Source organism: Actinocorallia herbida, from assembly GCF_003751225.1.
GTDB lineage: Bacteria > Actinomycetota > Actinomycetes > Streptosporangiales > Streptosporangiaceae > Actinocorallia > Actinocorallia herbida.
Window position 1 is genome coordinate 2,791,362 of sequence record NZ_RJKE01000001.1, and the last position, 13,516, is coordinate 2,804,877.

The 13,516-nt window shown below is 71.6% G+C and carries 13 protein-coding genes; 8 read left to right on the forward strand and 5 right to left on the reverse strand.

All coding sequences use genetic code 11. The features are described 5' to 3' along the window. Positions 1-18 precede the first annotated feature (18 nt). The 3 genes from EDD29_RS13030 to EDD29_RS13040 all read left to right on the forward strand — a co-directional run bounded on the left by EDD29_RS13030 (position 19) and on the right by EDD29_RS13040 (position 3,148). Positions 19-372 carry a DUF6204 family protein gene (locus EDD29_RS13030; RefSeq protein WP_123664657.1) on the forward strand — a complete coding sequence of 118 codons (354 nt, stop codon included), beginning with the start codon at positions 19-21 and terminating at the stop codon, positions 370-372. Positions 373-747: 375 nt separating this feature from the next. Continuing rightward, positions 748-1,947, forward strand: a complete 1,200-nt coding sequence (locus tag EDD29_RS13035; protein WP_123664658.1) for a cytochrome P450 — start codon at positions 748-750, stop codon at positions 1,945-1,947. Positions 1,948-1,951: 4 nt separating this feature from the next. Continuing rightward, positions 1,952-3,148, forward strand: coding sequence for a cytochrome P450 (locus EDD29_RS13040; RefSeq protein ID WP_123664659.1), 1,197 nt, complete (start codon positions 1,952-1,954; stop codon positions 3,146-3,148). 224 nt (positions 3,149-3,372) lie between these two features. On the opposite strand, the gene EDD29_RS13045 is transcribed toward EDD29_RS13040, so the two are convergent. After that, on the reverse strand, positions 3,373-4,221 hold the full coding sequence (locus tag EDD29_RS13045; RefSeq protein WP_211359685.1) for a hypothetical protein: 849 nt from the start codon (positions 4,219-4,221) through the stop codon (positions 3,373-3,375). Positions 4,222-4,488: 267 nt separating this feature from the next. Here EDD29_RS13045 and EDD29_RS46280 point away from each other — a divergent pair, with 267 nt between their 5' ends. Beyond that, positions 4,489-4,911, forward strand: a complete 423-nt coding sequence (locus EDD29_RS46280) for a hypothetical protein (protein ID WP_211359686.1) — start codon at positions 4,489-4,491, stop codon at positions 4,909-4,911. Positions 4,912-5,049: 138 nt separating this feature from the next. Continuing rightward, on the forward strand, positions 5,050-6,030 hold the full coding sequence (locus tag EDD29_RS46285) for a hypothetical protein (RefSeq protein ID WP_211359687.1): 981 nt from the start codon (positions 5,050-5,052) through the stop codon (positions 6,028-6,030). A 77-nt stretch (positions 6,031-6,107) separates the two neighbouring features. Here EDD29_RS46285 and EDD29_RS13055 read toward each other — a convergent pair whose 3' ends face one another. The 3 genes from EDD29_RS13055 to EDD29_RS13065 form a co-directional block, all read right to left on the reverse strand. Continuing rightward, entirely contained in the window at positions 6,108-7,106 is a 999-nt protein-coding gene (locus tag EDD29_RS13055; RefSeq protein WP_211359688.1) for a TerD family protein, read from the reverse strand. A gap of 152 nt (positions 7,107-7,258) precedes the next feature. Then, complete coding sequence (locus EDD29_RS13060) at positions 7,259-8,803, reverse strand: penicillin-binding transpeptidase domain-containing protein (protein ID WP_123664660.1); 1,545 nt, start codon at positions 8,801-8,803, stop codon at positions 7,259-7,261. 74 nt (positions 8,804-8,877) lie between these two features. Next, on the reverse strand, positions 8,878-9,504 hold the full coding sequence (locus tag EDD29_RS13065) for a TetR family transcriptional regulator (protein WP_123664661.1): 627 nt from the start codon (positions 9,502-9,504) through the stop codon (positions 8,878-8,880). 260 nt (positions 9,505-9,764) lie between these two features. On the opposite strand from EDD29_RS13065, the gene EDD29_RS13070 reads away from it, so the two are divergent. Next, positions 9,765-10,466 carry a GNAT family N-acetyltransferase gene (locus tag EDD29_RS13070; RefSeq protein WP_246052746.1) on the forward strand — a complete coding sequence of 234 codons (702 nt, stop codon included), beginning with the start codon at positions 9,765-9,767 and terminating at the stop codon, positions 10,464-10,466. Here the strand turns inward: EDD29_RS13070 and EDD29_RS13075 are convergent. Further along, a complete protein-coding gene (locus tag EDD29_RS13075) occupies positions 10,413-10,961 on the reverse strand; it encodes a TetR/AcrR family transcriptional regulator (RefSeq protein WP_211359689.1) in 549 nt (182 codons plus the stop codon). The genes EDD29_RS13070 and EDD29_RS13075 overlap by 54 nt on opposite strands. 204 nt (positions 10,962-11,165) lie before the next feature. Here EDD29_RS13075 and EDD29_RS13080 point away from each other — a divergent pair, with 204 nt between their 5' ends. Both EDD29_RS13080 and EDD29_RS13085 read left to right on the forward strand, forming a co-directional pair. Next, positions 11,166-11,723, forward strand: coding sequence for an NAD(P)H-dependent oxidoreductase (locus EDD29_RS13080; RefSeq protein WP_123664663.1), 558 nt, complete (start codon positions 11,166-11,168; stop codon positions 11,721-11,723). Positions 11,724-11,955: 232 nt separating this feature from the next. Continuing rightward, positions 11,956-13,515, forward strand: a complete 1,560-nt coding sequence (locus EDD29_RS13085; RefSeq protein WP_170201385.1) for an ABC transporter substrate-binding protein — start codon at positions 11,956-11,958, stop codon at positions 13,513-13,515. The last annotated feature ends 1 nt before the right edge of the window (position 13,516 follow it).

The window sequence follows — 13,516 nt, forward strand, 5'->3', positions numbered from 1 at the left end:
CGGCTAAGGTCGGCGGTCGTGAGCACAAGACAGTTCCGTGTGACGGTCCGAGGCGTGTTCGCCGAACTGTGCGCGGAGCAGCGCGCCGCGCTCCTGGCCGAGGCGGCCGAACACGACGTCCTCGACGCGGCCTACACCCGCGAAGGCCACCTCAGCTACGACATCGCCGCCCGCGACGCCTTCGTCTTCCGCTTCCTGGCCGACGGTGAGGCCGAGGAGGACATCCTCGACGCCTGCGCACAGGCCGAGGCCGCCGCCACCTCCTGGCTGGCCACCCGGGGCTACGGCCACAAGAACCTCCGCTCCACCGCCGAAGACCTCTCCCAGGCGCCGCTCGGCAAGCGCCGGCGCCGAGCACTCCGCACGTCCTGACCCGGGCGCGCGAGAACCGCCGACAGGGCCCACCGGGTTTCGGGTCCCCGAACGCTGCGGCGTCGGTGGGTGCGGGCGGATGCCGCGTGCCGCGAGAGTGGGGGGGACGCGCTCCTGGGCGCGCACCCGCGCGACAAGCCGGGACTCACCGCGTCCCTGCTCGGCTTGCCCGTCACCCGGTCCGCGCATCGAGGGCGGGGTCGCCGTACGGGTGGGTTCCGGGTCGCGCCGCGAGGTGGGGGAGGGGACGGGGGCCGTGGCGGTGGGTGAGGGGACCGTGGCGGTCGGGTGATATTGCGGGTGAGGTGAGTCGGGAATGTCCGTGCATGTTGAGAATTGCTCAGCAGTTCGCGGACCCCCGTCGTTGGAGTCGCCATGTCGACGCTCCCGTCGTATCCGTTCGAGACCGACCACTGCCTGCACCCGCCGCCGGCGGCGGCCGTGGCGCGCCTGGGGGGTGCACCCGTCCTCGTGCGGGCGACCTTCGGTGCGCCCGCGTGGCTGATCACCGGGTATGACGATGCCCGGTTCGTTCTGAGCAGTCCGCTGTTCGGGCGGGATCGGAACCGGGTGGGGGTCGCGGTCGATGCTGTCGCGGGCGTCGTGCCGATGGACTTCTCCGAGGGGACGTTCCTCAGCGCCGACCCGCCCGACCACACGCGGCTGCGGCGGTTCGTCTACCGCACGTTCACGCCGCGCCGCGTCGAGGACCTCCGCCCGGTCACGCAGAAGATCGCCGACCGGCTCGTCGACGCGATGCTCGACACGGGCCCGCCCGCCGACCTCGTGCGGGGATTCGGGCTCGACCTGCCCGGCGAGGTGATCGGCGACCTCCTCGGCGTCCCGGCGGAGGACCGGCCCCGGTTCGTCGTCTGGCTGGAGGCCCTGGTCGGCGGGAGCGGCGGCACCGTCGAGGAGTCGATCGCCCTCACCCTGGAGCTGAACGCCTACCTGAGCGGACTCGCCGCCCGCCGCGTCGCCGAGCCCACCGACGACCTCATCGGCGCGCTCGTCCGCGAGCGCGTCGAGGGCGACCGCCTCGCCGCCGACGAGGTCGACGGCCTCCTGCGCGCCCTCCTCGGCGCCGGCCACGAGACGACGGCCGCCCAGATCCCCAACTTCGTGTTCCTGCTCCTGCGCGGTGGCGACTACGCCCGGCTGGTCGCCGAGCCCGCGCTGATCCCCCGCGCCGTGGAGGAACTGCTCCGGTACGTCCCGCTGATCGCCCAAGGCTCTCTCACGAGGTTCGTGCTGGAGGACGTCGAGGTGGGCGGTGTGCTGCTGCGCCGCGGAGATCAGGTTCTCGTGGACATCGGTGCGGCCAATCGTGATGCCGCGGCCTTCCCGGACGCCGAATCCCTCGACGTCGCCCGTGAGACGAATCCTCATATCGCCTTCGGCCACGGCCTTCACCGTTGCGTGGGCGCGGCGCTGGCCCGCATGGAGCTCCAGGTGGCCCTCGAAGCCCTCACCACCCGGCTCCCCGCCCTCCGCCTCGCCGTCCCGCCCGACGAGATCCCCTTCGCCCCCACCCGCTTCATCCGCCGCCCCGACCATCTCCCCGTGACCTGGTGACACCGTGCAGACTCCTTCGTATCCGTTCGCGACCGACCACTGCCTCGAGCTGCCTCCCGCGATGACCTCCGCACGGGAGGGCGGCGCTCCCGTCCTCGTTCAGCCGCCCTTCGGCCCGCCCGCATGGCTCGTCACCGCCTACGAGGACGCCCGCCTCGTGCTGAGCAGCCCCGTTTTCGGACGGGACCGCGAACGCGTCGGCGTCGCCCTCGACGGCGTCGCCGGGGTCATCCCGATCGACCCCTCCAGCGGGACCCTCCTGGCCGCGGACCCGCCCGACCACACGCGGCTGCGGCGGTTCGTCTTCCGGACGTTCACGCCGCGCCGCGTCGAGGACCTCCGGCCGGGCACGCGGCGGATCGCCGACCGCCTCGTCGACGAGATGCTCGACGCGGGTCCGCCGGCCGATCTCGTCGACGGGTTCGGGCTCGGCCTGCCCGTCCAGGTGATCTGCGAGCTGCTCGGCGTCCCCGCGTCCGACCGGTCCCGGTTCACCGCCTGGCTGGAGGCCCTCGTCGCCGGGAGCGCGCTGAGCGTCGCGGAGATCATGGCTTCGGTCGACGAGATGAACGCCTACCTGGGCGACCTCGCGGCGCAGCGGGTCGACGCGCCGACGGACGACCTGATCGGCGCGCTCGTCCGCGAACGGATCGAGGGCGACGGCCTCACCAACGACGAGGTGATCAACCTGGTCCGCGCGCTGCTCGGCGCCGGCCACGAGACGACGGCCGCCCAGATCCCCAACTTCGTGTTCCTGCTCCTGCGCGGTGGCGACTACGCCCGGCTGGTCGCCGAGCCCGCCCTGATCCCGAGGGCCGTGGAAGAACTCCTGCGCTACGTGCCCCTGGTCTCCCAGGGCTCCTTCTCGCGCTTCGTGCTGGAGGACGTCGAGGTGGGTGGTGTGCTGCTGCGCCGCGGAGATCAGGTTCTCGTGGACATCGGTGCGGCCAATCGTGATGCCGCGGCCTTCCCGGACGCCGAATCCCTCGACGTCGCCCGTGAGACGAATCCTCATATCGCCTTCGGCCACGGCCTTCACCGTTGCGTGGGCGCGGCGCTGGCCCGCATGGAGCTCCAGGTGGCCCTCGAAGCCCTCACCACCCGGCTCCCCACCCTCCGCCTCGCCACCCCCGCCGCCGACCTCCACTGGGACCCCACCCGCCTCATCCGCCGCCCCGACGAACTCCCCCTCACCTGGTGACCTCGCCCGCGGCACGCGGCCACTCCGTTCGTCCTTCCCAGGAGGCCGGAGGACGCTCGAACGCGTGACGGCCAGTGACGCGGGCGCTCCCGGGCTCGCCGGGGGGTGAGGCTCCGGTCAGGCCGTCCCGATCATCGTGCCGAGGCCCGCTCGTCCCCGGGCGGCCCAGGTGAAGCCCGCATCGTGCCACGGGCTCGCCTGTCCCTGAGTCCGTCGGGGTGGGCTCAGGCGCGTGCCGTCTCGGGCGTCGCGATCGCCTTGAGGGGCGTCAGGACCTCGTGGTGGAAGCGGTCTACGGCGGTGTCGATGCTCCGGATGAAGCCGGTCTCCTCGGGGCCGCGCTTGGTGCCCATGCCGGTGGTGAGGGTGAGCCGGAAGGCGCTGATCTCGGCCTCGCCGGGCGGGACGAGCAGCCCCGGTTCCGCGTGCAGGTTCTTGAGCAGCTCGCAGGGGCCGCTGGTCCGGGCCGGTGCGAGGGACTCGACGCGCAGGTCGGCCGGGGCGTGGGCGAGGAGGCGGAGCAGCCAGGTGACGCGGGTCAGGGCGCGGGCCCGCGCCGCGGCCGGGACGGTCACCGTGGTCTCGATGTGGCCGGTGCGGAGGTCCGCTTCGACGAGGAGGGGGCCGGGGGTTCCCGGAATCCGGATCTCGGTGGACATCCGGCCGGTCCCGACGAGCCCGGAGACGGTCCTGGCCCGCTGCGCGCCGGGCCCGTCACCGCGCTTCTTGCGGACGACGGGCGCGACGGCGAGCCCGGTCTCGCCACCGAGCCGCAGGCACAGCTGACGCGTCAGCTTCTCCCAGTTCTCCGCGACCTGGGCCGCGCCGGCGTCCCCGTCCCGCAGCGTCCCCTGCGCGATCGCGTTACGGACGGGCACCCACGCCGCGCCCATGTTCTGGAAGCCCTGGCAGCCCGCGCTGTCCTGCTCCAGGTAGTACAGGAGCTCGCCCAGCAGCCACGCGTGGAACGGCTGCGCGACGCCCTCGTGGTGGCACAGGATCCGGGCCTCGTGCGCGACCTCGGCCCACGACAGGTGCTGGAGGGCGACCTTCCTGGTCTTGCGCTTGGCCACGGCGACAGGGTGCGCGCCGTCCAGCGCGAGGTCGTTCGACAGGGTATTGAACTGTTGCCCGTTGATTGGTTCAGGAGTGTTCGGAAGCGTCCACAAGGTCGTGTCCGTGGCGTCCGTGGGTTGGGGGTGTGGCCGCTGGTTCCGGCAGCATGGCATGGACTGTGTGTCGCCTGATTCCTGGGACATGGCCCCGGCATCGGGAGTAGGTTCTCGATTGATCACATTCGGTGACTTCGGCCAGGTGAAGGGGGGTCGTCTGCTGTGGGTGTGTCGATGCCGCTGCGGTCGATGGCCGCGCCGTTCGTGGTCGCCGAGGCTTGTGGTGTGTCGGTGCGGACCCGTCTGAAAGGCCTCACCGCGGCCGACGAGGAGGTGCTGCGGCTGGTGGGCGCGCATCTGGGATCCCTCGCTGCCCGGGACCTGAAGGTGCGTTGTGCTGACGGGCTGGGGCAAAGCGCCCACCGGTGGGCGGAGCGTAAGCGGGAGTTGACCGCGGGGTCGTCGTCGAGGTGGGCGGGTGCGATCACGAAGGCCTCGCATGATCAGTGGGCGCTGGCCCGCCGCTCCCGGACCTCCCACATCACGACCCTCGACGCCGCCATGACCACGATCAACGGTCGGCTCGCCCTGCCGGTCGGGCAGAAGGGCGCTCGGGGTGTGCCGGGCGGGTACCGGTCAGCGGCGGAGTAGTTCGGGAAGTCCCGTCGCCTGAGGGTGCTGCGACAGCGCCGGGAGCGGGCCGTAGCGGATCGGGCCGAGGGCCGGGTGCGCGTCGTGCGGGGCGGAAAGAGCCTGGCTCGTGGCCGGTATCGGCTGGAGGCGGCCGGGGTGAGTGAGCAGGAGTGGCGGGGTCGGTGGGAGGCGGCCCGCTGGTTCTTGTCCGCGGACGGTGAGACCGGTAAACGGCATGGCAACGAGACCCTGCGGATCACCCCTGACGGGCGGGTGTCGATCAGGCTGCCCGTCCCGCTGGCGGAGTTCGCCAACGCCCCTCACGGCCGGTACACGCTGGCCGCCCGCGCCTGTTTCGCCCATCGGGGCCGGGAGTGGGTGGATCGGGTCGAGGCGGATCGGGCGGTGGCCTACCGCATCCACCTGGATGCCGCACGGGGCCGTTGGTATGTGGACGCGTCCTGGCAGCGCCCGCCCGTGCGGGCGGTCCCGTTGGAGGCGGCGCTGGCTGCTGGTGTGGTGGGGGTCGACACCGATGCCGACCACCTCGCCGCCTGGCACCTCAACGTGCACGGTAACCCGGTGGGTAGGACCCGCCGGTTCTTCTACGACCTGTCGGGCACCGCCTCGCACCGCGACGCGCAGCTCCGCCACGCCCTCACCCGGCTCCTGCACTGGACGCGCCGTCTCGGCGTCGCCGCGATCGCCATCGAGGACCTCGACTTCACCGACGTCAAAACCCGCGAGAAGCACGGCAGACGGCGTCTGCGCCGGGTCGTTCACGGGATCCCGACGGGCCGGTTGAAGGCCCGGCTGGTCTCGATGGCCGCCGAACACGCGATCGCCTTGGTGGCGGTCGACGCGGCCTACACCAGCCGGTGGGGAGCCGAGCACTGGCAGCAGCCCACCAGCACAGCGTCACGCAAGACCAGCCGTCATGAGGCGGCGAGTCTCGTGATCGGACGGCGCGCCCAGGGCCTTGGTGCCCGGCGTCGGACGGCACCGCCCCCGCATCACCGTAGTGATGGTGCGGGGCATCGGACCGTCCAGGCCCGGCACCACGACCCCAGGTGTGAGGAACCCTGCCCGGCCCGGATCGGAGGGCGGACGAGATCCGCTGCTCCACCGGGTGTGTGAAAGCAGGGGGGCAAGTCTGTCCAGCACCGTTCGGGACAGACGCACTGATCCCGGGGGGGAACACTCCTGGACAGTGCTCAGGAACGGTTCCCGCCGGTCTTGGTCTCGACGAGCGCGGTCCAGATGCGGCCCGCCCGGGACACCCGCACGATCCCGTCCGGCCGCACGGTCGTCTCACCGTGCTTGAACTGGGCCTCGGCGAACGTCTGGAGCAGGCCGGCCGGCGCGCCGAACCGCGCGGTGACGCGGCGGCCGAACTCCGGGACCTGCGCCATCACCGCGAGCAGCGTCGACGTCGCCCTGACCTCGCGTTCCTGGTCGTTGCGCAGACCGTGCACGGAGAACAGCCGGGCGTGCTGCCAGTGCGCGTGGTCGGCGAGGTCGGTCTTGACGGGGGCCAGCGTGCACTTGCGCACGGGGCGCCGTCCGGTCCGCACCTTGGCGGGCCGCCCCGCCTCGGGCGGGGCGGCGTCGACGGGTTCGGCGGGCGCGGGCACGGCGGGAGCCTCGTCCGCGTCGTTCTCGTCTTCGTCGCCCTCGACGGCGATGCCGAAGTCCGTGGCGAGTCCCGCGAGGCCGGAGGCGTATCCCTGGCCGACGGCGCGGAACCTCCACTGCCCGGCCCGCCGGTACAGCTCCCCGAACACGAACGCCGTCTCGGCGGACGCGTCGGTGATGTCGAAGGCCAGCAGGGGTTCGCCCGCGCTGTCGGAGAGGGTGAGCCGCAGGTCGGCGAGGTCGCCGAAGGTGGCCTCCGCGTGACGGCTCGCCGCGATGACCACCCGGTGGACGTCCTCCGGGAGCGCGGTCAGGTCCACCTGGATGCGGTCCTCGCTCCCGCCGCCGGTCGGCGTCTTGCCGAGGAGCTGGACGGATCCGTTGGCGCTGGCGGGCTGGTTGTAGAAGAAGAAGTCGCCGTCGCCGCGCACCTTCCCGTCGGCCGTGAGGAGCAGCACCGAGACGTCGGCGTCGCCCTCGCCCGTCGGGTCGGTCCAGCCCAGGGCCAGGGCGACCGGCCCCGCGGCCTCGGAACGGCCGGTGACCTCGGTGTTCTCGCCCTTGGACAGGTTCAGCAAAGCGCCCCCACGGTGCCCGGGCTCCGCGGCGTGCCCGGCGGAGCAATTCCCCGTCCGAGATTCAAGCGTCCGCCTCGTCGCGCCGTCCGGGGAACGCATAACAAATCGATGCCACGTTCCGTGGGGTTGTTATTACTTTCCGGGCATGTCGGTCATTTGCGGTCGAGGGTGGCGAAGATGTCGGCGGCGATGGGGCCCGCGTCGCCGGCGCCGTTGAGAGTGCTGGGGCCTTCGACGAAGACCGCGAAGGCGTAGCGGGGTTCTTGGATGGGGGCGAAGCCGACGAACCAGGCGCCGCCTCGGGTGGCGGTGAGCTCGGTGGTGCCGGTCTTGCCCGCGATGTTCCGGCCCTGGAGGGCCTTGGCGGTGCCCGTGGAGACGACCTCGCGCATCATGTCCTGGAGCTGGGATGCGGTGTCGCCGCTGATCGGCTTGCCGAAGGTCTCCTGCTCGGCCTCGTGGATCGTGCCGGTCTCTTCGGGCTTGCCCTTGTCGCCTTCGATCCGGCCGACGGCCTTGTCGACGAGGTAGGGCTTCATCATCTCGCCGCCGTTGGCGATCGCCGCGGCGACCATGGCCATCTGGAGGGTCGTGGTCTTGGTCTCGCCCTGGCCGAACGAACCGCGCAGGATCTCGTCGCGGTTGTCGACGTCGTGCGGGTACTCCGACGCGGGCGCGGAGAGGTCCTGCTCGATCGGGATCGGCTTGTAGAACCCGAACTTCTCCGACTGGGCGCGGATCGCCTCGTTGCCCAGGAGCTCGTCCCGGACGCCCATGAGGGCGTAGGTGGTGTTGCAGGACTGGGCGAAGGTGTCGATCAGCGGCGAACCGTTCGCTACGCCGCAGCCGTGGTCGTCGTGGCTGTTCTTGATCTGTCCGCCGCCGGTGGCGACGGTCGGGGGAGCGGGCACGACGCTGTCCTTGGTGTTGCCGTCCTTGCCCAGGAAGGCCGCCGCGACGACCGCTTTGAAGGACGAACCAGGCGGGAACAGCTCGAGGAACGCCTTGTTGACCCTGGGCCGGCCCTTGGCCCCGTCCAGTTCCTCCAGTCTCCTCTGGTCGTCGCCGGGGTTCTTGATGTCGGCGACGGTGTTCGGATCGAAGGACGGGTAGTGCGCGGCGACCTTGATCGCACCGGTCTTCAGTTCGAGGAAGACCGCCGCGGCGCGCGAGGGGGTGGGGGAGAACGAGGCGAACGCCTGATATGCCCTGACCTGGGCTTTGGCGTCGATCGTGGTTCGGAGGCTGCCGCCCAGAGGCTTCTCGCCGGTCAGCAGATGGACCCAGGAGCCGGCGGTCTGGCGCTGGTCGGTGCCATCGAGCACGGAGTCGAAGGCGAGCTCCAGCCCTGACTGCTCCAAGGTTCCGGCGTAGTAGCCCGTGACGGGCAGGAACGCCTCGCCGTTCTCGAGGTAGCGGCGCTGGTACTTCGTCTTGGCGTCGCCGGGGCTGAGCGCCTCGGACCAGGCCATCGTGACCCCGTCGGCCGAGACGATGTCCCCCCGCGCCCGCAGCGCGACGCCCTGGAACCGGCGGTTGTTGAGCGCGTGCGCCCGCAGGTCGTCGGACCGCCCGGCCTGGATCCAGGTGACGTTCAGGGCAAGGGCCCCGATCAGCGCCAGCCCGGCCACGCCGACCCGCTTCAATTCCCCGTCCATGTTCCCCGCGCCCATACCCCGGCCCTTCAAGATCGACATCAGGTGCTGTCATCTTCCGGGAAAGGACCCTGCCGCCGTGCGGGATTGTGAAATGTGCAGAAATACTCGCGATGTCAGGAGGTCGGGTCGGCGGCGAGCCAGGAGGGGAGGAGCCGGGCCATCCAGGCGACCAAGTGGTCCCGGCTGACGGTGGGGTCGGCGATCCAGTGCATGGTGACGCGGACGATCCCGGCGGCCATGAACTCGGTCGTCAGCCGGAGGTCGGCCTCGGCGAGCGCGGGCAGTTCGGCGAGGACCGTCGGACGGGCCAGGTCGGCGACCTCGGCGACGAGGCGGTCCTGGATGGCGGCCTGCGAGCCGAGCGCCGTGGTGTACCGGACGAGGTCACGGGCGTCCCACAGCGCGTCGACGATGGTGCGGAGCCCGATCTCGGTGATCTCCGTGCGGGGGAGCGCCTGGACGGTCCGGCGCTCGACGTCGGCGGAGGAGGCCACCGCGAACAGCTCGGCGATGGTCGAGGCGGCGAGGTCCTCGACCGTGGCGAAGTGCGTGTAGAAGGTGCTCCGGGCGATCCCCGCGCGCTTGCAGATCTGGACGACCGAGACATCGGGGACGCCGTCCGCCGCCGCGGCGCGGAAGGCGAGGGCGAGGCGCCGCCGGGTCTCGACGGCCCGGGCGTCCCCGGTGGTCGCGAGGGACTCTCGCCTGGCCGCCTGCGGCTCCTTGCGGCCTGTCTCCATGCACGGAGTCTTTCAGGTGCGCGGGTGTGCGGCGGCGGGGTGGGCGGGTGGAGCGTGCAATCCTCCACCCGCCGCGGTGAAGGCTACCGGGTGCAGATAGACACTGTCTATTAACGCGCCATGAATACGCCGTTCGGGGGCCGCGGTGGACCCGTCGGGAAAAACCCGTGGCGGCGGCCGGTCTTGATCACTAGGGTCACGCGGGTAGGATTCGATCAGGCGTTCGAGTTGCGGGGGCTGTGGTGGCGGAAGAAGTGAAGGTGCGGCCGTATCTGCCGTCGGATGACGCGGCGATCGCGGACGTCTGCGTACGGACCGGGCATCTGGGCGGTGACGCCCGCGCGCTGTACCCGGACCACGGACTGCTGCCGGATCTCTTCGCGCTGCCCTACGTCCGGCGCGAGCCCGAGCTGGCGTTCGTCCTCGACGACGGGGCGCGGGCCGTCGGCTACATCCTCGGCACGGCCGACACCCCCGGGTTCGTCAGGTGGTTCCGCGAGGAGTGGCTCGCCGAGGTCGGCCCGCGCAGGCCGCCGCTGGAACGGCCACCCGCCACCCCGACCGACGAGATGATCCATCTGCTGCACACGCCCGAGCGGCTGCTGGTGCCTGAGCTGGCCGGCCACCCGGCCCATCTGCACATCGACCTGCTGCCCGGCGTCCAGCGGCGCGGGTTCGGCCGGGCGCTCATGGCCGCCTTCCTCGGCGCGCTCGCCGCGCGGGGCGTGCCGCGCGTCCACCTCGGCATGGTGACGGCCAACGAGGCGGCGCGGCCGTTCTACGACAGGCTCGGCTTCGCCGAACTGCGCGTCGCGGACGCGGGACCGCTCACCTACCTGGGCCGTTCCACCGCGACGGACCTGTCCGCCCCGCTCGTCCGCACGCCTCGGCCGGGGGTGCGGGGCGGGTCAAGGGGCGAGGCGGGTGACGAGGTGGTGCCAGGAGGCTTCGAGGCGGGGTAGGGGGAGGTTCTCGCGGGTGGTGAGGTGGTCGACGAGGGCGGTGTCGACGGAGGACAGGAGCGCGCGGGCGAGGAGGTCGGGGTCGCCGGGAGCGTTCGCCTCGCGCAGGAGCATGGCCAGGTGGCTGGCGCGGAGGACGTAGCCGGGGACGCCGTACTGGCGTAGAGGATCGGTGCGGGCGGCGAGGATCAGATCGCGGTGGCCGCTTTCGTGGCACAGCAGGGCGGGGCCGAACGCGTGGAGGCGGTCGACGGCCGGGGCGCCGGGGCCGAGTGGCGGCGGGCCCGTCAGATAGGCGGCCTGGAACTGCTCCTCGCGGTGGCTGAGGAGTTCGAGCATGAGTCCCGCGCGGTCGCCGAACCGCCGGAAGACCGTGCCCTTGCCCACCCCGGCCGCGACGGCGACCGACTCCATGGTGAGATTCGCCACCCCGTGTTCGGCCAGGAGCCGGTAGGCGGCCTCGAGAAGGCGCAGGCGGTTGCGCTCGGCGTCCACCCGCAGCGTCCCCGGGGTGCCGACCAGAGGGAGCCGCGTTCCTGAAACGTGGGGTGGGGGAGGGTTCCCAGGGGGCATGGCTCGGGTCACACTCCCAGAGTAGCCGCCCTGGAATGAAACTGGACCCGGGTCCGTTTAGACTCTGGAAACGCCCAAGTGGACTGTGGTCCGCTTGTTCCCCAAGCCCTTTCACCAGGAGTTCGCATGTCTGTTCGGATCCTCGCCCTCGTCGGCAGCCTCCGCGCCGGTTCCCACAACCGCCAGCTCGCCGAGGCCGCCGTGAAGCACGCCCCCGAGGGCGTCGAGATCGAACTGTTCGAGGGCCTGGGCAGCGTGCCCTTCTACAACGAGGACATCGACGTGGCGGGCAGCGTCCCGGCCGAGGCCGTCGCCCTGCGCGACGCCGCGGGCCGCGCCGACGCGTTCCTGCTGTTCTCGCCCGAGTACAACGGCACCATCCCGGCGGTGCTGAAGAACGGCATCGACTGGCTGTCCCGTCCGTTCGGCGCCGGCGCGTTCTCCGGCAAGCCGACCGCCGTCCTCGGCACCGCGTTCGGCCAGTACGGCGGCGTGTGGGCCCAGGACGAGACCCGCAAGTCCGTCGGCATCGCCGGCGCCAAGGTGCTGGCGGACGTGAAACTGTCCATCCCCGGCTCCATCCGGCGCTTCGCCGAGACCCACCCGGCCGACGACGCCGAGGTCGTCGAGAAGCTGGTCGAGCTGCTCGCCCAGGTCACCGCCGAGGCCAAGGCCACCGCCTGACCCTCTCCAGAGAAGCCGGACGTCCCGCCGTGGGCGTCCGGCTTTTTCGTGTCCTCGCCGGCTCCCGGACCCGGGAATCCCCAGGTCAGAGGCTGCTGCGGGAATGATTCTTGTCGGAAACACTTCGTAATGAAAATTAATCCCGCAAATGTCTTCCGTTCCGGCGGGGTTCGTCGCTACGGTTCCGATACCTCCCGCCGCCGGTGCGCGGGACGATGCGAACGGAACTCTCATGCGCACATCCCCCCAGGGCCCTTCGCGGCGCCTGCTGCTGGCGGGCGGCCTCGGCGTCGCCGGCGTCTCGCTCTTCTCCCTCACCGGGTGCCAGTCGGCGGTCGACGCCGGCGCAGGGGACGCGGCGGCGGGACCGGTCCGCGGCGGGGTGCTGAACCTCGCGGCCAACGCCGACGCCCAGCCCGCGTTCGTGCTGGCCAACCGGGCGGGGAACTGGCTGTGGCGGCGCCTGGTGTTCGAGCCGCTCGCCGAGATCGACGCCTCAGGTACCCCGCAGCCCGTCCTGGCGAAGTCCTGGGCCTTCGACGAGGCCCGTACCAAGGTCACGATCGAGCTCCGCGACGACGCGAAGTTCCACAGCGGCCGCGCGCTGACCGCCGCCGACGTGAAGTTCTCCCTGGAGCAGGCCGCGATCCCCGCCAACGCCTCCCAGCTCGCCGCGGTCGCCCAGAAGATCACCAGGATCGAGGCCGACGGCGACCACCGGGTCGTGCTCACCCTGGACCGGCCGACCGACAGCCTCTTCGACCTCTTCCACCTCACGATGATCGTCGACTCCGAGACGTTCGCCGGGCTCGCCGACGGCGCCAAGGTCGTCGGCACAGGGCCGTTCGTCTGGAAGGAGTGGAAGCCGGGCGCCTCCCTCAGCCTCGAGCGCAACCCGTCCTACCGCGTGCCCGAGCGCCCCTACCTCGACGGCGTCACCGTCTCGGTCATCACCGATCCGACCGCGCTCCAGTCGGCGCTGCGCGGCGGCCGCGTCCAGCTCGCCGCGGGCATCGGCACCAAGGACGCGGGGCTGCTCACCAAGGACGACAAGTTCTCCCTGGAGAACGCGGGCGGCGTCTTCTACCCGCTCGGCCTCGACGTCACCGCCGCGCCCTTCGACAAGAAGGAGGCCCGCCAGGCCGTCGCCTACGCGATCGACCGGGAGCGGATCAAGGACCAGGTCTTCGGCGGCGACGCGACCGTCACCGACCTGTGGTGGTCGCCCGGCCAGGACGGCTACCCGCAGGACCTCGCGACGAAGTACTCCTACGACCCGGCCAAGGCCAGGGAACTCGTGGAGAAGGCCGGGGTGAAGGGCGCGAAGGTCCCGATCACGCTCGCCAACCTGCCGATCCCGCAGAGCATCTTCGAGATCGTGCAGAACAACCTGCGCGAGGCCGGGTTCGAGCCCGTCGCCGAGGTGCTCGACACGGCCCAGTTCGACGCCCGGCAGGTCGAGGGCAAGCTCGGCCCCGCGTTCCTGCTGCTGCACGGCATGGTCGGGTTCTCCGCCGCGACGATCCTCGACGCGATGCCGTCCCTGCGCGCGGGCAACCCGTCGAAGTTCACCACCGACGAGTACGACGACCTGCGCACCGCGGTCCAGGAGGCGACCGACGACACCCGGGCCACGGCGCTGTCGGGTCTGTCGGACTACATGCTGGACGAGGCGTTCAGCAATGTCACCGTCGTCGCCAACCAGTACCACGTGAAGGCGCGCGCGCTTGCGGGCGTGCAGGTCGTCGCCCTGGGCAGCGTCGTGGCGACCGACGCCTACCTCACCAAGTAAC

Coding starts and splice junctions, on each gene's coding strand:
- EDD29_RS13035 (WP_123664658.1), top strand. CDS start 748: ATGTCGACGCTCCCGTCGTATCCGTTCGAGACCGACCACTGCCTGCAC.
- EDD29_RS13060 (WP_123664660.1), bottom strand. CDS start 8,803: ATGTCGATCTTGAAGGGCCGGGGTATGGGCGCGGGGAACATGGACGGG.
- EDD29_RS13065 (WP_123664661.1), bottom strand. CDS start 9,504: ATGGAGACAGGCCGCAAGGAGCCGCAGGCGGCCAGGCGAGAGTCCCTC.
- EDD29_RS13080 (WP_123664663.1), top strand. CDS start 11,166: ATGTCTGTTCGGATCCTCGCCCTCGTCGGCAGCCTCCGCGCCGGTTCC.
- EDD29_RS13085 (WP_170201385.1), top strand. CDS start 11,956: ATGCGCACATCCCCCCAGGGCCCTTCGCGGCGCCTGCTGCTGGCGGGC.